Origin of the sequence: Marinobacterium sp. xm-a-152, from assembly GCF_013282965.1 — a bacterium.
In the GTDB taxonomy this organism is placed as follows: domain Bacteria; phylum Pseudomonadota; class Gammaproteobacteria; order Pseudomonadales; family Balneatricaceae; genus Marinobacterium_E.
Window position 1 is genome coordinate 24031 of the sequence record NZ_WBYI01000002.1, and the last position, 17705, is coordinate 41735.

General features: G+C 49.9%; 20 protein-coding genes and 1 other RNA gene. 4 read left to right on the plus strand and 17 right to left on the minus strand.

Annotated elements, in window-relative coordinates; genetic code table 11:
* Window positions 1–22 precede the first annotated feature (22 nt).
* From XMA152_RS01680 to rppH, 9 genes are read right to left on the minus strand one after another with little or no spacing between them, the layout of a single operon-like run.
* On the minus strand, window positions 23–664 hold the full coding sequence (locus tag XMA152_RS01680; protein ID WP_173481788.1) for a hypothetical protein: 642 nt from the start codon (window positions 662–664) through the stop codon (window positions 23–25).
* Entirely contained in the window at window positions 664–1386 is a 723-nt protein-coding gene (locus tag XMA152_RS01685) for a type III pantothenate kinase (RefSeq protein ID WP_173482537.1), read from the minus strand. The genes XMA152_RS01680 and XMA152_RS01685 overlap by 1 nt, the downstream gene beginning before the upstream one ends.
* A complete protein-coding gene (gene birA / locus XMA152_RS01690) occupies window positions 1376–2341 on the minus strand; it encodes a bifunctional biotin--[acetyl-CoA-carboxylase] ligase/biotin operon repressor BirA (RefSeq protein WP_173481786.1) in 966 nt (321 codons plus the stop codon). The genes XMA152_RS01685 and birA overlap by 11 nt, the downstream gene beginning before the upstream one ends.
* A 2-nt stretch (window positions 2342–2343) precedes the next feature.
* The gene (locus XMA152_RS01695; protein WP_173482538.1) at window positions 2344–2856 is read right to left on the minus strand and encodes a dihydrofolate reductase; all 513 of its coding nucleotides are present in this window, start codon (window positions 2854–2856) and stop codon (window positions 2344–2346) included.
* Window positions 2857–2868: 12 nt separating this feature from the next.
* Complete coding sequence (locus XMA152_RS01700) at window positions 2869–3720, minus strand: thymidylate synthase (protein ID WP_173481784.1); 852 nt, start codon at window positions 3718–3720, stop codon at window positions 2869–2871.
* Between the two features lie 14 nt (window positions 3721–3734).
* On the minus strand, window positions 3735–4514 hold the full coding sequence (gene lgt, locus XMA152_RS01705) for a prolipoprotein diacylglyceryl transferase (RefSeq protein WP_173481817.1): 780 nt from the start codon (window positions 4512–4514) through the stop codon (window positions 3735–3737).
* Window positions 4514–5323 (minus strand): sulfite exporter TauE/SafE family protein, encoded by an 810-nt coding sequence (locus tag XMA152_RS01710; protein ID WP_173481783.1) that lies wholly within the window; start codon window positions 5321–5323, stop codon window positions 4514–4516. The genes lgt and XMA152_RS01710 overlap by 1 nt, the downstream gene beginning before the upstream one ends.
* Window positions 5324–7618 carry a phosphoenolpyruvate--protein phosphotransferase gene (gene ptsP / locus XMA152_RS01715; protein ID WP_173482654.1) on the minus strand — a complete coding sequence of 765 codons (2295 nt, stop codon included), beginning with the start codon at window positions 7616–7618 and terminating at the stop codon, window positions 5324–5326.
* 33 nt (window positions 7619–7651) lie between these two features.
* Window positions 7652–8137 (minus strand): RNA pyrophosphohydrolase, encoded by a 486-nt coding sequence (rppH, locus tag XMA152_RS01720; protein ID WP_173481782.1) that lies wholly within the window; start codon window positions 8135–8137, stop codon window positions 7652–7654.
* Window positions 8138–8277: 140 nt separating this feature from the next.
* Here rppH and XMA152_RS01725 point away from each other — a divergent pair, with 140 nt between their 5' ends.
* Window positions 8278–8937 carry an HAD family phosphatase gene (locus tag XMA152_RS01725; protein ID WP_173481815.1) on the plus strand — a complete coding sequence of 220 codons (660 nt, stop codon included), beginning with the start codon at window positions 8278–8280 and terminating at the stop codon, window positions 8935–8937.
* Between the two features lie 15 nt (window positions 8938–8952).
* Here XMA152_RS01725 and XMA152_RS01730 read toward each other — a convergent pair whose 3' ends face one another.
* The 8 genes from XMA152_RS01730 to XMA152_RS01765 form a co-directional block, all read right to left on the minus strand.
* Window positions 8953–9369, minus strand: coding sequence for a CBS domain-containing protein (locus tag XMA152_RS01730; protein ID WP_173481781.1), 417 nt, complete (start codon window positions 9367–9369; stop codon window positions 8953–8955).
* Between the two features lie 146 nt (window positions 9370–9515).
* Complete coding sequence (locus XMA152_RS01735) at window positions 9516–10712, minus strand: class I SAM-dependent rRNA methyltransferase (RefSeq protein ID WP_173482539.1); 1197 nt, start codon at window positions 10710–10712, stop codon at window positions 9516–9518.
* A 77-nt stretch (window positions 10713–10789) separates the two neighbouring features.
* Window positions 10790–11179, minus strand: coding sequence for a glycine cleavage system protein GcvH (gcvH, locus tag XMA152_RS01740; RefSeq protein ID WP_173481779.1), 390 nt, complete (start codon window positions 11177–11179; stop codon window positions 10790–10792).
* A gap of 19 nt (window positions 11180–11198) precedes the next feature.
* Window positions 11199–12302: a glycine cleavage system aminomethyltransferase GcvT gene (gene gcvT / locus XMA152_RS01745; RefSeq protein ID WP_173482540.1), complete on the minus strand. Its 1104-nt coding sequence runs from the start codon at window positions 12300–12302 to the stop codon at window positions 11199–11201.
* 82 nt (window positions 12303–12384) lie between these two features.
* Window positions 12385–13677 (minus strand): UbiH/UbiF/VisC/COQ6 family ubiquinone biosynthesis hydroxylase, encoded by a 1293-nt coding sequence (locus tag XMA152_RS01750; RefSeq protein WP_173482541.1) that lies wholly within the window; start codon window positions 13675–13677, stop codon window positions 12385–12387.
* Window positions 13670–14926, minus strand: a complete 1257-nt coding sequence (ubiH, locus tag XMA152_RS01755; RefSeq protein WP_371731530.1) for a 2-octaprenyl-6-methoxyphenyl hydroxylase — start codon at window positions 14924–14926, stop codon at window positions 13670–13672. Before ubiH ends, XMA152_RS01750 begins: the two co-directional genes overlap by 8 nt.
* Window positions 14919–16232, minus strand: a complete 1314-nt coding sequence (gene pepP, locus XMA152_RS01760) for a Xaa-Pro aminopeptidase (RefSeq protein WP_173482542.1) — start codon at window positions 16230–16232, stop codon at window positions 14919–14921. The genes ubiH and pepP overlap by 8 nt, the downstream gene beginning before the upstream one ends.
* On the minus strand, window positions 16232–16795 hold the full coding sequence (locus XMA152_RS01765; protein WP_173481775.1) for a UPF0149 family protein: 564 nt from the start codon (window positions 16793–16795) through the stop codon (window positions 16232–16234). The genes pepP and XMA152_RS01765 overlap by 1 nt, the downstream gene beginning before the upstream one ends.
* A 187-nt stretch (window positions 16796–16982) precedes the next feature.
* Between XMA152_RS01765 and XMA152_RS01770 the strand changes: the two genes are divergently transcribed.
* From XMA152_RS01770 to ssrS, 3 genes are all read left to right on the plus strand, one after another.
* Entirely contained in the window at window positions 16983–17192 is a 210-nt protein-coding gene (locus XMA152_RS01770; RefSeq protein WP_173482543.1) for a TIGR02449 family protein, read from the plus strand.
* Window positions 17189–17470, plus strand: a complete 282-nt coding sequence (locus XMA152_RS01775) for a cell division protein ZapA (protein ID WP_173482544.1) — start codon at window positions 17189–17191, stop codon at window positions 17468–17470. Before XMA152_RS01770 ends, XMA152_RS01775 begins: the two co-directional genes overlap by 4 nt.
* A 51-nt stretch (window positions 17471–17521) precedes the next feature.
* Window positions 17522–17700, plus strand: a non-coding RNA gene (gene ssrS, locus XMA152_RS01780) — 6S RNA.
* Window positions 17701–17705: the final 5 nt, after the last annotated feature.

The window sequence follows — 17705 nt, forward strand, 5'->3', positions numbered from 1 at the left end:
CAGCAATGAAGTGGGGCGTATCTTACTGATCAGGTTTCAGCGTTGCAACCCCTTCGCAGGGTTTTTTTTCAAATTGAGCGCCAGGCCACTGTGTCGCGACCATTTCGATCAATTCTTGATCAAATTCAAACCCTTGTAGGTAGCTTACAGTCACACGAAAAGCATCACTTTGAATGGTGTTAACCTTTTTACGCAACTTGCTCTGCAAATCATCTGGGAACTGCTTTCGCAACTCATCGACGGCAGCATCATCAGGATAGACGCCCATCACTAGTGCACCATCGCGACTCTCGGGAACCCAACCCAGTGACGCCAGCTGATCGAGCAAGGCAACACGACGATCGGCATCTGCTGGCAGGGGCAATTCAACTTTCCAACCTTGCGCAACAGGAGGAATCTTTTCGTAAGCGAGATCTACTCCATAGCCTTCAAGCTGAATAAGCAACCTCTCTGCCTCATAGTCACTCTCTAAAGGCTGAAAATAACCACACTCCCTTGGACGCAATACTAACTGCTCGCTTGCATCAAGTTCATTGGGAAGTCGAAGCGCGGCAGGCCTGATGTCTGGCTGCCTGACGGTGTCTGCAAATCGGTACTCTTGCGCGTACCACAAAAACAGCAGCGCATTCCCTAAAAGCACTAACAACACCAACCAACGTAACATTAAAGTGTCACCCTCTCCGCCAAACTCAATCCATCTAACACCAGGTTTGGCAGACACTCAACCCTAGGTTCTGACTTAATATATTCAAAAAGCTTAAGAGCATCACCACCGGTTAACAGAACACTCGCCTGCTCATTGAAATCTGCTCTTAGAGCCATAATAGAGTGAGCCAGACCGGCAAATACTAACTCCGCACCTGATGAAACACAGCTAGCAGTATCGACTCCACCAAAGGGTTGAGCACTAGCCTCTTGCTCAAAACGGATGTTTGCCGTTTGCCCCAGCAGCGCACTCTGCAGCATTTGGTAACCTGGGGTGATAAATCCACCTGTATGCTGCCCATTTGCCGTCAATAGATCGATGGTCACCGCACTGCCGGCATCAACCAGTATCGCGGGCACTCCCTTCCCTCTCTGAAAAGCAGCCAACAAAACCAACCAACGGTCGACACCTAATCGAGAGACCTCCTCATATCCACAGCGCACACCCGCGCACTCTTTCGAAACACGAGCAAACTCTGGTGTACAGCCATAGCGCTGTTCCAGTTCCGAGGAGAGCCTTTCATTAACCTCTGACGCCGCAACTGAGCTAATCCAAAGAGCATCCACCGATGCATCAGGCCATTGAGGATCAACCAGTCTGGTCACACCCTCGCGTTCAACCCGATCTGATACCAGGCGCCACTTAACTCGACTGTTGCCTATATCCAGTTCAAGACGCACTGTTAACTCCTCGTAAACTAATCTCACCAGCAGAGTAACGGTTTAGCTTACCCTCAACCTCCACTAGCACCTCACCCTGCGCATCCACACCTCGGCAAATACCCTCCACTTCAGCGTGACCCATTAAGAGCCTAACAGGATAATCTTGGAATGCATGGACCGCCTGCCACTGCTGAGCGTATGCCGAGAAACCTTTTGTTTCAAACTCATTTAACAGTTGAGTTAATGATCGGACAATCTCAATCAAAAGCTGAGAACGAGTTAGCGTACCTGACATGTAGTTGCCCAAATCCGACCACTCTTGGTCAATGCTCGAATTGACACTGTCCGGCATCTTCACATTGATCCCAACACCAATCACAGCAGAACACTCACCCGTCAGATCGCCGGCCAGCTCGATCAATACCCCACCCAGCTTACGCTTCTCTAATAGGAGATCATTCGGCCACTTCAACTGCACCCCTGTCACAGCAAGCGAACTCAATGCCTGCTGAACAGCCAACCCAACCGCCAAACTTAGACCTTGGAGTGCTGCCGCGCCCCCTTTAAATTGGCAGCCCAGTGAAAGATACAAATTGGCCGCAAAAGGGCTCACCCACTGACGTCCGCGTCTACCTCGACCCTGCCCCTGATACTCAGCTGCCACTAACACTTTGCGACAGCCATCAGACATATGGGTTTGCGCAACACGATTGGTCGAGTCGACCGAATCTAAAACGTCGATGCGGTCATAGTTAAGAGAGGACAACTCATTTGCGATAAACTGTTCATCAAGCAGATCTAGACCGCCATTGATGCGATAACCCCGCCCTCTCGATGATTGAATAGCGATTCCCAGAGCACTGAGTTTATCTAACTCTTTTCGAAGTGCGGATGAGGATATGTCCAGAATCGCAGCCAGACTGTTACCACTGCGATACTGGCCATCTGCCAGCAGCGATAACAGTCGTTGCACGGTTACGCCTCGCTGCGGTCGTAGACGATGAATGCGTAGGGGTAGCGGTTCGGCTGATCGCCGGCAGGAAAAGATTGACGACCCAACTCTTGCCACTGGCCGTAGTCAATTTCAGGAAAATGAGCATCACCCTCGGGTTCAGCCTCTACCTGTGTCAGGTAGAGACGATCAACAAGAGGTAGCGATTGTGCATAGATCTGAGCACCACCAATAATGACAGCCTCCTCTACCCCATCGATCATAGCCTGTGCCTCACCGACCTCGATAGCCTCTTCTAGGCTTGCCACGATTTTGACACCTTCAGCACTCCAATTCGAATCTCGTGTAATGACGATATTCAAACGACCTGGCAGAGGCTTGCCAATCGACTCAAAGGTATTGCGACCCATGATAATGGGCTTACCCATGGTCACCTCTTTGAAATAACGCAGATCTTCAGGTAGGTACCAAGGCAGTTTATTGTCATTACCAATAACGCGATTTAAACCCTGAGCGACGATTAAAGCTAATCTCATAACCTCTCCTACTTATACAGAAAATGGGTATTGAATGGCGTCATGGTACTGATAGCCAACCACTTCAAAGTCATCCGTTGTCACCCAGGTTTCGATATCCTCAAGCGATTTAATATCGGGATTGATCTTTAACTGCGGGCTAGGGAAAGGTTCGCGCTTAAGCTGCACGTCACGCATCAACTCCAACTGATCTTCATAGATGTGCGCATTGACGATCTTATGATACGCCTTACCTGGTTTATGACCGGTTATCTGGGCCATCAACGCCAACAACACATAGACCTGAACCTGATTAAAATTGAGGCCCAGCGGCACATCACAACTGCGCTGATAGGATGTTAAAAAGAGCTGATCACCCAATAGCGAAAAGGTGTGGGTATGCATACAAGGACGCAGACAACCAAGATGAAACTCACCCGGGTTGTAGAAGGTCAGGATTTCGCCGCGATCATCGATCCCTTTAGAGAGGTTATCAACAATCTTCTTAAGCTGATCGGTGACGCTGCCATCGGACGCCATCCACTGACGACCCTGCACTCCGTAAACACGCCCCATGTCATCCTCACCTTTACGAGCAGGATTATTCAACCAAGCACCATTCTCGTTTGCGTTAGCATTCCACGTATTACAGCCAATATCACGAAACTGAGCCGCACTATCGTATCCACGTAGGTAACCCAATAGCTCAGCAATAGCCGCTTTGTAAAAACTCTTGCGCGTTGTGACGAGCGGGAACTGATTGCCCGCGACATCATATTCAAGATTGGCATCAATCACTGTTAAACAACGCTTACCGGTGCGCTCATTACCCACCCAGACGCCTTCATCAATGATGCGTTGGCACAACTCTAAATACTGTTTCATCCAATAACCTTAGATTAATTTTTCGACGCAACTGGGCGCATAAGCAGATAAAGCCCAATCAAAATCATGGGTAGAGAGAGTAACTGACCCATTGTTAAAACATCAAACCCAATAAAGCCAAGATGCGCATCCGGCTCCCTAAAGAACTCTACAGCGCTACGAGCAAGGCCGTAACCTAACAAAAAGAGCCCTGAAACCGACCCCAACTTGCGCGGTTTCATTGAGTAGATCCAGACAATTGAGAACAGAACAATACCTTCGAGCAGCGCCTCATAAAGCTGCGAAGGGTGTCTAGCTAACAGGTCGTTGGCACGTGGAAAGATCACACCCCAGGTCTGATCAGTGGCACGCCCCCACAACTCACCACCGATGAAGTTACCCATCCTGCCAGCAGCCAAACCTAAAGGCACGAGCGGGGCGACAAAATCACCGATCTCGAAAAGCGATTTACCCTGACTTTTAGAGAACCAGAGAATGACAGCAACCACCCCTAACAGACCACCATGGAAGGACATCCCCCCTTCCCAAACATGGAATAACCAGAGGGGATTTTCTAAGAAGTAGTCAAAGTGGTAGAAAAGGACATAACCGACTCGGCCACCAAGAATGACACCTAGAGCACCATAAAAAATCAGATCAGAAAGCTGCTTTTCGCTCCATAGACCGGTTCGCTTTGCTTGAACAGTACCCAACCAATAGGCCGAACCGAATGCGAGCAGGTACATAATGCCGTACCAATGAATTTGAAGCGCACCAAAGCCGACCGCAACTGGGTCAATATCATGAGTCCAGATCACGCCAACCCCATCAAGTTAATCAGCAAGAAACGAACACCAATGACCATTAAGAAGATGGCAAAGATCTTTTTCAGGTGTTTTTGTGGCAGAGAGTGCGCCAATTTCGCACCGACTCGAGCAAACTGTGAACTGGCAATCGCAATGCCCACAAAGGCTGGCAGATAGATGTAGCCAACACTATAGGCAGGCATACCCGCCGCATCTTGGCCGGCCCAGATATAAGCCAGAGCACTGAACAGCGCGATGGGCAAACCGACTGCGGCTGAAGTGCCGACTGCTTCACGCATCTCACTGCCTCGAGCGGTCAAGTAGGGCACCGTCAAGGTACCACCGCCAATACCAAAAATAGAGGAGGCTCCACCAATGACTGAACCCGCAACACCCAACTCTAAGTTTTCAGGCGTGCTTTTACCCTGACGCGGCTTCAAATCGAAAGCCATCTGCACTGCGACCATACAGGCAAAAACTCCAAAGATGATTTGAAGATTATCACCACTTAACTGATCAGCGATCCAAACACCGACCATAGCACCAACGGCAACACCGACAGCGAGCGGCTTAAACTGATCAAAGCGAACCGCACCGCGTTTATTATGCGCCAGTACCGAACTGATCGAGGTAACCACAATGGTTGCAAGTGAAGTCGCTACTGCAGCGTGGGTCACAACGACCTCTGGCATCGCCTGAGCCGTAAAGCTAAAGATAAGAACGGGGACGATCAAAAGACCGCCACCAATACCAAAGAGCCCAGCCACAACGCCAGCCACCGAACCTAGAACTAGGTAGGTAATTAATGTCTCTATCATCTAATCGTTTCCTGGAAGAACGGGACGCGTCAACTGTGTCAGACCCGCGTTTTGAAGCGTTTCACGAAGCAATAGGTGAATATCTGAAGACTCATCCATTTTCATCACCTGCCCTAAAAGCAACGCTGCATCTTTATATTCAACACTGCGAATCGCCAACTTAACTTTAGGTAAGTTGGTCGAGTTCATTGAAAGCACGTCATAACCCATCGCCATCAACAGCAACGCACCGCCGGGATCGGCCGCCATCTCACCACAGATAGAGACCTGTTTCTGGTATTTGTGCGCCTCATTAGCAATCAACTGCAGTGCCTGCAACACCGATGGGTGATAGGTGGTGTAGAGATCAGCAACACGCGGATTATTGCGATCAACTGCGAGCAGATACTGAGTCAAATCATTAGAACCGACTGAGACAAAATCGATCAAAGGCGCAAAACGGCCAATTTGATAGACCGCAGCGGGCACTTCAATCATGACGCCAATCTCAGGCTTCTGAAGATCCAACCCCTCCTCCAACAACTCGTTGAACGCCTGATTAATCTGCTCCAGCGCCGCTTCCACCTCTTGAACACTGCTGATCATTGGCAGCATGATCCTTAAGTTATTGAGCCCCTCAGATGCCCGCAACATAGCACGCACCTGAACAAGGAAGATCTCGGGATGATCTAAGGTGACACGAATGCCTCGCCAACCAAGGAATGGGTTCTCTTCCTCAATTGGGAAATAGGGCAACGCCTTATCACCACCAATATCTAGGGTGCGCATGGTTACAGGTTTGGGGGCAAAGGCTTCCAGTTGACGACGGTAACTGTCCGCTTGCTCTAGTTCAGAAGGAAAAGTATCCCTAATCATAAACGGAATTTCTGTACGATAGAGTCCGATACCTTCAGCACCGCGTTTAACCGCACGCTCCACATCTGCCGTCAGACCGGTATTAACCCATAACGTCTGATTGAAACCATCTTGTGTCTCAGCGGGAAGGTCGCGAAGTTGATCCAGGTTAGCCTCAATCGCTCGCTCCTCTTTGAGAATAGAGCTGTAGGCTTCTAACAGATCATCTGTCGGGTCAACGTAGATCCTGCCTGAGTAGCCATCGACAATAACCTGACGACCATCAAGCTTGGTATAGGGCAGCTCAACCACACCCATCAGCGTTGGAATACCCATTGAACGAGCCAATATGGCGGCATGTGAGGAGCCAGAGCCGGTCACAGACACCATACCGACCAACTTATCTTCAGGCACCAAACCGAGCATAGCCGGCGAAAGGTCATCGGCAATCAAAACCGTGTTATCTGGGAAATCAGGAACCCGTTCAGCCCCCTCTTGTTGCATTGCCGAGAGCAGACGACGACCTAAGTCACGAATGTCAGTTGCCCGCTCGCGCAAGTAGGGGTCCTCCATATCGGAGAACTGCCTAACATGAGCTTGAATAACTTCCCGAAGCGCACCCTGAGCCCAGTTTCCTGCCTCAATCTTAGCTCGCACTTCACTTGGAATGGCATTGTCATCCAACATGCGGAGGTAGACTTCGAAGAGCGCCTGCTCCTCTGTTCTCAGGCGCGTCGCTAGAGAGTCAGAGACCTTCTGAATATCTTCCCGCACTTGAACCAGGGCGTGTTCGAAATCTTGCAGTTCTGCCTGGATATCATTGGCCGGCTTGTCAGGCACACTGCGTAGATCTGCAGAGAGCGTTGCCACATAGACATTACCGATAGCGACACCGGGTGCGCCAGCGATACCGACAAAACGCTTCGCCGTGACAGGCTCATCATCCTGTTTAGCGGCAGCAAAAACATCAAGAATGGAGCCGGTGGCCTCGGCATGGGCAATCACGCCAGCGAGCTGAGCCGACAGAGTAACCATGAAAGCCTCTTCAGACTCATCAAAGCGTCGAACTTCCCGCTGCTGAACAACCAACACACCGTGCACTTTACGCTGATGGATAATCGGCACACCAAGGAAGGCGTGGAAGCGTTCCTCACCGGTCGATTGTAGATAGACAAACGAAGGGTGAGTGAAGGCATCTTCAAGGTTGATCGGTTCTGCACGAGAACCGACTAAACCCACGATACCCTCAGTCGACGATAGAGAGACTTTACCCACCGCGTCCTGATTCAAACCCTCGGTGGCACGAAGCACATAACGATTCGTTTGCGTATCGGTTAGGTAGATGGAGCACACTTCAGTCGACATTGTCTCACGAATGCGACGCACAGTAAGGGAGAGTACCGACTCAAGATCGGACTCACTGCCTACTTCCTGCACAATCTGACGCAATCGAGCGAGCATGCTCATGTGCGACTCCTTTTAGACATTGTGTGTCTAGCGTTTAACGATACGTGTCAAACGAGGAGATAACTCCCGCATCGCTTTACGATAAACCTCTTTTTTAAATGAGACGACTTGCCCTACTGGGTACCAATAACTCACCCATCGCCAACCATCAAATTCTGGGGTGTCCGAACAGTCGATTTTCACTGCCTCGTCACGACTCAACATGCGCAACATAAACCACTTCTGTTTTTGACCTATACAGAGTGGAAACTGATTACGACGAATCATGCGTTTTGGCAGACGATACCTTAACCAACCACGGGTAACGCCGAGGATCTCCACATCCTTTTTCGTTAGGCCGATCTCTTCATGGAGTTCACGATACATGGCTTGTTCAGCGGTCTCATCCGCATTGATTCCACCTTGTGGAAACTGCCACGCATCTTGACCACAACGACGCGCCCACAGAACTTGACCCAGCGAGTTAACCAAAATGATACCTACATTCGGTCTAAACCCATCTGAATCGATCACTTTGTTTTCCTTAAAAAACTTTAACTTATGGTCCTATTGTTCCACAGTACCAACTTTTAAGAAATAGACTATTCACAGTGTCTTGCCAGTCAGCTCAGACACCCGTATTCTCTGCAGCGAATCCTAAACACGAGAACCTTATGAAACCCTTGGCTATTTTTGATCTGGATAACACCCTACTCAACGGCGACAGTGATCACGCATGGGGGGAGTTTTTGTGTCAAAAAGGCATTGTTGATGAGACCGCCTACCGAGCCGCAAATGATCGCTTTTTTGAACAGTACAAAGCGGGTACGATGGATATCAACGAATTTCTCGAGTTTGCGTTAAAACCACTGACAGAGCACAGCAAAGCTCAACTAGATCAGTGGCACAACGAATTCATGTCCGAGGTTATTGAGCCGATCATCCTGCCTAAGGCTGAAGAGCTCTTAGCAACACACCGCGCCGCGGGAGATAGGCTGATGATCATCACCGCGACCAACAGCTTTGTCACAGGACCCATTGCTAAACGCTTAGAGGTAGATGAGTTTCTTGCCACTGAGCCAGAACAGCTCAATGGTGCATACACAGGAAAAATAGCGGGCACACCCTGCTTCCAATCTGGCAAAGTTACCCGACTCAACGAGTGGCTCAAAGAGCACAACGCCAACCTCTCTGGCAGCCACTTCTACAGCGATTCAATCAACGATCTACCTCTGCTTGAGCAGGTAGAACGCGCCGTAGCCGTTAACCCAGACGAACGACTAACAGCTGAAGCTCAGCAGCGCGGCTGGCCGATCCTTGATCTTCGCCGCTAATCCTACGCAACTGTTTTAAGCGGATTTTTTGGTATTCGCCAGCGTGTCATTAAGTGCACGCATCACATTTTTACGGGTTACTATTCCAAGCAACTTACCCTCTTCACAGACTGGGTAAACCTTAGGCTTACCACCTTCCATGCGCTCAGCCAGCTGCAACAGCGTCTCTTTAGGAGAGACCGTCAGTGGTTGGCGATACATGATATCGCTGACACAGGTGCGATCATCAAGATAGTAGCTACTTGAGATGAGGTAGCGCAGGCAGTCATGCTCTGACAAGAATCCTGAAATTTTGCCCTCAGTGTTAACAACGGGCAGACCCGGGTAGTTAGAATCAACAAGGTGGGCAACCGCCACCTCCAAAGAGGCAGACTCTTGCAGAGGCACGACCGAAGCATCCATTAGATCTGAAACCAGTTTCTGGGAAAACATTACTCTCTCCTATTGATTAGAGTCACACTTTCATTATGGTTCAAAATCCAATTTTTTCCACACTCAGACTTAAGAGATAATCAATCAAATGATCTGGCACAAAAAAACGGAGCTAGGGCTCCGTTTTTCTCTTCCATAAATTCTGATCACTCATTCGCCAATAAGCGCATGAAATAAGCTTTCAGATACTCAGTTTCAGGAATCGCTGGGTGAATAGGGTGATCCGCTCCCTGATAGCCCTGTGCGAAAATTTGCCCCTGACGATCCAGCTCACGACTGTTGGTCCGTAGCGTATCGACTAGACGGTCTGTCTGCAGGTGCATTGAGCATGATGCCGATACCAACACACCACCACGCTTCAGCAGACGCATCGCAAAGTTGTTGATACGTGCATAAGCACGCTCACCATTACGAATGTCTTTTTTGCGCATAATAAAGGCAGGTGGATCGACGATCACCACATCAAAGCGCTCTTTATCAGCTACCAGTGTTTTACAGATATCGAAGGCATCGCCTTGCAGAGCTCTAAATTTCGGCAGAGCATTTTGTAGACGCGCATTCTCTTCAGCCACTTCCAGTGCGCCTGCAGACGCATCAACACAGGCCACTTCAGACGCGCCGGCAGCCAGTGCTTGAGCACCCCAGCCACCCACATAACTGAACAGATCAAGGACCTTTTTACCCTTCACCATCGTCTGCATACGTGCTCGGTTTTCACGGTGATCGTAGAACCAACCTGTTTTTTGCCCCGTCAACAGGGGTGCAACTAGGTTAACGCCATTTTCAGACAGTGGTGACAGATCGCCGACTTCACCTTGAACCACCTCAACGTAGGCCTCAAGACCTTCGGTTTCACGGAACTTACCGTCATTACGCAACACAATGGCGGCCGGCATAAAGACCTTGTTCAAGGCATCAATCACATGATGCTGAACCTTCTCCATCCCTGCCGTCGAAATCTGTATCACAAAGATATCGTAGTATCGATCGATCACTAGGCCAGGTAGACCGTCCGAATCGCCATACACTAAGCGGTAGCAGGGCTGATCAAAACTCATCTCGCGCAAAGACAGTGCGATGTTGAGACGGTGCACAATCAGCGAGCGATCGAGCTCTTGCTCTGGATCACGACTAAACAGACGACCACAGATCAAGGTATTGGGGTTGATAATCGCACTGCCTCTTGGGCGACCTTGGGAATCTACAACCTGGACCTGCTCTCCCACCTCAAAATTTTTCAGGGGTGAGGCTTTATTGTCCACCTCATTGCTGTAGATCCAGACGTGTCCGCCACGAAGACGGCGATCTGCACCCTGCTGTAGAACTAAAGATTTTGCTTTCATCTAGCGATTACCAAAAATAAAAATACCCCGGTTGGCATTGAAACTTTCAAGCCAACCGGGGTTTTAGTCAGATCAGATTACTCTTCTTCGCAAGCAGCTGAGTATTCGTCAGCGCTTAGAAGGTCATCCAATTCACTCTCATCAGTCAGTTTAAGTTTGAAGAACCAGCCATCACCATAAGGGTCGCTGTTAACCATCTCTGGTGCATCTTCAAGATCATCGTTAACCGCAACGACAACACCGCTAACCGGTGCATAGATATCAGATGCTGCTTTTACAGACTCAACCACACCTGCGTCATCACCAGCAGACACCTCTGCATCGATGTCAGGCAACTCAACAAATACCACATCGCCCAGTGCTTCTTGCGCGTGGTCTGTAACACCAATCGTTACAGTGCCATCACCCTCAACACGGATCCACTCGTGGCTGCTTACATACTTCAATTCGCCAGGAACGTTACTCATCTTTTATCACCTGATCTGATTATTCAAAAACTTTTTTGCCGTTGCGGACGAAAGGCGGACGGACGACTCGAACGTCGATCTCTTTTCCACGCATTTCAACTTTCGCAGCAGCACCAGTACCGGCAGGCACTCGAGCCAGAGCGACCGAGAAGCCTAAGGTTGGGGAGAATGTACCACTGGTAATTTCACCCTCACCAACACCGTCAACAATAACACGCTGATGCCCTCTTAAGACACCTCTTGTTTCAAGCACCAAGCCCACTAACTTATCGTAGCCGCCATTCGCTTTTTGCTGATCAAGAACCTCACGACCGACAAACTGTCGATCAGATGGTTCAAACGCCACCGACCATGCAATGCCGGACTCTAACGGAGTCACAGAATCGGTCATATCGCTGCCGTATAGATTCATACCCGCCTCCAGGCGAAGCGTATCACGCGCACCTAAGCCACAAGGTGCGACACCCGCTTCAGCCAGTGCAGACCAAAACTGAGCAACTTCATCATCAGGCACCATGATCTCAAGGCCATCTTCGCCGGTATAACCGGTGCGGGCAATAAACCACCCTTCCGACTCAAACCCTTGGAAGACCGATAGTTCGTTAATGGCCTGCTCACGCGATCCACCAAGAAGCGCAGCGACTTTTGCACGCGCCTTAGGACCCTGCACAGCGACCATGGCCAACTCAGGTTGCTCATTTAACGTCACATCAAAACCGATCGCTCGATCCGCCATCCAGGCCAAATCTTTCTCACGCGTCGCACAGTTAACCACCAAGCGGTACCACTCGTTAGAAGAGCTCTTATCAGTCATCAAGTAGATAATAAGATCATCGATAATGCCGCCCTGCTCATTGAGCATGGCTGTATAGAGCGCCTTACCTTTAACTTCTAAACGCGCGACATCATTAGCCACAAGATATTGAAGATACTTACGTGATTCCTGACCTGATACGTCAACAATGGTCATGTGCGACACATCGAACATACCTGCATCTTGGCGCACGATATTGTGCTCTTCTAGCTGAGAACCATAGTGCAATGGCATATCCCAACCGCCGAAATCGACAAGCTTACCGCCCATTGATGCGTGCAACTCATAGAGTGGAGTTTTGTGTCCCATTTACAGTCCTGTTATTCAATCAATAAACTCCGCCTCTCTGCGGAGTTTCAAAAAGGGACAAGAAGTTTACCCTAAAATGGGTTTAGTTCAATCTTTGATCAACGCTTGCCGACGCTGCTCGTCGCATCCGAGTCGGTAGATCGCCGGAAAGGCCCATCGCTTCTGACATAATGTGCTGCTTAATTGGCTCAACGCGATTGAAAAGACGCATACCAACACTGCGCGCCCATTCGATCGGAGCTGGTTGTGGAGCAAATAGACGCCTAAACCCTTCCATCACCGCGCTCATGCGCAGGTTACTCATCTGCCTTGAACGCTCATAACGCTTTAACACCTTCGCATCACCGATCGGCTCACGACGCATCTGTGCCTGAGCAATCACGTCGTTGAGCGCAGCGCTGTCCAAAAAACCTAAATTGACACCCTGCCCTGCAAGCGGGTGGATCGTGTGTGCAGCATCGCCGATCAGTACTCCTCCCTCAACAGCATAGTGCTTGGCGTGACGCTGTCTTAACGGAACCTTTTGAATACCAGTTGCCGACGCCACTCGGCCCAACACATCACGCGAACCAAAGCTGACGGCTGCACAAAAGGCATCCTGATCCATCTCTAATAGTTCTGCTGCATGTTTAGGCGAGGTCGACCAGACCAACGAGACATGATGAGCGCTTGCGGTCTTAAGAGGGAGCAGTGCAAGAGGGCCATCCTCTGTAAACCGCTGCCAACAGGTGTGTTGATGAGGCCGAGTCATCTCAAGCGTTGCGACGACAGCGTGCTGACCATAGTCCCACTCATGAGTAGCCAGACCCAACTGCTTACGTGTATTTGAGTGGGCACCGTCAGCACCTACCACAAGCTGTGCAGATAAAAGATCACCATCTTCGAGCTCTATGAGTCGACTAGACTCTTGGAATCGCCCCAGTGTTTTAATACGTGAGGCGAAATTGAGCTTAAGATTTGCACGGTCAAGTGCCGCTTTTAATAGACCTAAAACAACCAGGCGATTCTCTACGATAAAGCCCAACTGCTTCTCGTGAATATCAAAACAGTCAAAATCGACCTCGCCACGCGTTTCACCGTCCCAGACATGCATTTTCTCATAGGGTTCTGCTCGCCAGCTAAGAATATGCGACCAAGCCCCCAAGGATTTCAGTAACTCGACAGAGGCCAGTGTGAGAGCACTCACACGAGAATCAAAAGCCCCCTGCATGAGTTGAGCAGCCTGATCATCAATGGTCGACAGATCCATACCAAACTGATCCAACACCTCAACCTTCAAACCAAGATCCGCCAGTTGAATCGCAGCAGCCAAGCCAGTCATACCTGCGCCAGCAATGGCAACGTCCACTGAGCGAATAGCATTTTTATCAGTCATTGGACTTTAACCTCGCTGCAGGAGTATCCAAACCCATCGCAGCCCTCGCCAATAGAGTGCGCGCCGATGGAATCAAGTCGAGGGTTTGCAATGCCAAGCTTCGACCCAAACGGAGGGCAGGATTAGTAGAGCTAAAGATTTTCAATGCAGAGTCGCCAAACCCGATCGTACGACTTTGATCTTTTCGGCGCCCGTCAATGAACTCCTCCAACATGGCTAATGCACCAATATCTTGGCCCGCTTGCTTGGCCAGAATAATCCGCTCCGCTAACTCACAAACACCGCGCAAGGCTAGGTTGAACCCCTGACCTGCAATGGGGTGCAGAGCATGAGCGGCATTACCAAGAACCACCAAACCACGGCGAACCTGCTCATCAGCCAAGGTTAAATGCAGTGGGTAGGAGAATCGCTCACCCACTCCAATCAAGCGACCGGCACGATATCCAAAGGCTTGTTGAAGATCGGCCAAAAATTGCTGATCGATCTGCCCCATGCGGGAATTGACCTGATCGTCAGACAGCGTCCACACCAACCCCATTCGATGGCGCCCTTCGTGATCCTCGATCGGAAGCAGTGCAATGGGGCCATTTTCGGTAAAACGTTCATAGGCGATGCCATCATGAGGGCGATCAATTTCGACGTTGGCAATCAATGCATGCTGATGATAGGGGGTCTGGCGATACTCAATACCCATACGTTGTCTCAGCTCAGAACGTCCACCATCCGCCATGACCACCAGTGGTGCTGTTAAGGTTATCGACTCACCATCTTGATCTATCACTACATGACGCTGACCCTCCACCCACTCAACCGATTCAACGGTTGCCGGCGAATAGAGTTCGACCTGATCGCGCGCGGCCAGTACCGAGCTCATTAACACCTGACCTAACCAGTGGTTCTCGACAACATAGCCCAGTGCGTCGACGCGCTCCTGCTCAGCACTCATGGTCGTTTGACCCCAGCGTCCTCGGTCAGAAACATGGATCCGATCGATGGGAGTCAGGTGTTCATAGAGAAGCTCCCACACACCCATAGACTCAAAGGCGGTTCGGGATCCATAAGCCAATGCGGTAGAGCGTGCATCAAAGCTGGGCTGAAACTGAGGATTGGGCTTAGCCTGCATAGGGCTCTGCTCAACAAGAGCGATCTTAAGACCTAAGGATTTGGCAGAAGGTGTTAACGCAGCGACTAAACTGGCGCCCACCATGCCACCACCACAAATGATTAGATCAAACTGCGATTCATGCACGGCGCATCAATGCCTCTATCTCATCAATCTCTTTGGGTACTGCAGAGGTTAAAACTCGCGCACCCTCTTCTGTTACCAAAACATCATCTTCGATGCGAACACCGATGCCGCGCCAGCGCTCTTCGACGGTGTGATCATCGGGGGCGATGTAGAGACCCGGCTCAATGGTCGTAACAATGCCAGGCGAAAGCTCTCGCCACTCACCCTCGACACGGTAGGAGCCAACATCATGAACATCCATACCTAACCAGTGCCCAATGCGGTGCATATAGAATCGACGATAAGCGCCCGATTCAATTAACTGATCCACCTCACCCGACAGCAAACCGAGCTCAACCAACCCTTTAGTCAATATTTCGACAGACAACTGATGCAGAGAGTCCCAATTACAACCCGGTTTGACCGCGTCAATGCAGGCTTTGTTGGCGTCTAAGACCAACTGATAGATGGCACGCTGCTCTTCGCTGAACTGGCCGTTAGCAGGGAAAGTCCGGGTAATGTCACTGGCATAGTTATCCAATTCACAACCTGCATCTATCAGAATGAGATCACCCTCATTAATGGGCTGATCGTTGTCGATATAGTGAAGAATACAGGCATTTTTCCCTGCCGCCACAATAGGCGTGTAAGCTTGAAAACGAGCACCCTCAGCCATGCAGTGTCTCTGAATAATCGCTTCCAGTTGGTACTCATTCATGCCAACCCGGCACTGCTGCATCGCTTTAACATGAGCCTCTGCAGAGATATCGGCCGCTCGCTGCATGATGGCGATCTCAGCATCGGATTTAAACAGACGCATCTCATGCAAAATAGGATCTGAATCACTCAAAGCCTTGGGAACTTCAGCGCCCGCTCGAACACGTTTAGCCAGATCCTGAATCCAACCTTTTACCCGGGAGTCCAATGCAGCATCGCGTGCTAACGGGTAGAACAGCTGATCAACGCCATCGATTAGGCTGGGAAGCTGTTGATCAATCTCTGAAAGATTGTATGCAGCATCCGCGCCAAAGGTCTCAATGCAACCCTCTGGACCTGCTCGGTAACCAGTCCAGATCTCCATTTCAGGATCACGTGGCTGACAGAAGAGTACCACCGGCTGATCTGAACTTGGCTTAAGCAGCAACAAACCATCCGGTTCATTAAATCCCGTAAGGTAGTAGAAATCACTCGACTGCCTAAACGGAAACTCAGCGTCGGCGTTGCGGCTGACCAAAGAGGCCGCAGCGATAATCATGACCGAATTGTCAGGTAACTCAGAGAGCAGTTTAGCTCGACGCTCTTTGTAGATTGAGAGATCAATTTTCATCAGTGCATTACCGGTTTATCAGACTCAGTAGACTCCGCTTTATTACATTCACTAAATAGCAGCATGGCAGCCATACGAACGTACTCTTCCACCTCCATCAGGAGATTCTCGTCCTCTTCGGCCTGGCCGTCCGCCTCAATTTGCGCAATTTGCACCAGATCTTTAAGACCATCTTGCGCATCATTAGAGAGATGTTGCCCTTGATCGCCAATCGCCATGCCAAAACCTGCTAGGAACCCAGTCACCCAAAGGCCTAACTGCTCTGCACGCTCAGCCAGAGGTTGCTCATCATCCGGTAGTAAAATGGCCAACTCAAAAGCGGATGATTCCAGCTGTTCTAAAATCTGGGTGTAGAGTGCCATCAACTTTTCGCTGCTGCTCTCAAGAGCGATACGAGTGATATCCATTTGAGTGACACAAAACGCCTCAAGACTCGCTTTATCAAAACGTTTAGCGGCGGTGAGCTGCCCAACGATCGCGCCATGTAACTCAGAGGGTGAAAAGGCGATAGCCCCCTCTTCAATCATTAAATTGGCTAGTTGATCAAAATCTGGCGCGCTCATCGACTCTCACTTATTACGGTAGAAATAAAGGTTCAGATGCTATTCAGAGGGCGTTTAAGACGACCGCTTTCAAGAGCATTTATTGGGGATGATCCTAGCACTTTGCGGCCTTTGGAGCTATGCAGAACATTGACCCAATGCAACTGCCTGCTAATATGGTCGGAATTCAAAACGTTCGAGGCAGTCAATGTCAGAAGTAAACCCATCAACGCTCGCCACCAAAGTGGATCAATTGATCGAGTTGGTACAAAAGTTGGATGAGCAGAATCGTCACTTACAGACACAGAACCTGAAGTTGAAAGAGGAGCGTGCTCAGCTACTCAAAATACATGAGGGCACCCGTAGTCGTGTTGAATCGATGCTAAATCGCCTTCGTGTTTTGGAGAAAAGCTCATGAGTAACACACTGACCGTTGCCCTTCTTGATAAAGAGTACACACTTAGCTGCCCAGCCGGTGCTGAGGCAGGCCTTATTGCTGCAGCAGAAAACTTGGACGAGAAAATGCGTGAGATCTCTAGCAGTGGCAAACTACTGGGCATGGAACGTATCGCAGTGATGGCGGCTCTCAACCTGAGTTATGACAATTTGAACTCATCAAAAGCCGAAGCGAGCTCAAACGATGAATCCAAGCAGTTGATCGATAAGATCGACGCGACGCTTGCAAAATTTTCATAGTTTTTCCGGTCTTAAACCCTTTAATAGCGGCTTCATAGGGTTATAATTAACTCAACCCTGGGATGTTCGACAGTTGTTCAAGTCCCTCGAGCCGATAATCATTTTCCCGGATGCGGGGAATAGGTATTGTGAGCATGTCCGCGTGCGGAAAGCCTAATATATCTATACTCGTATCCACTCTGAACCTTCGGGTTCAGGGCCAAGAACACCACCGGCATCCTGGGGTCTTTTCTCT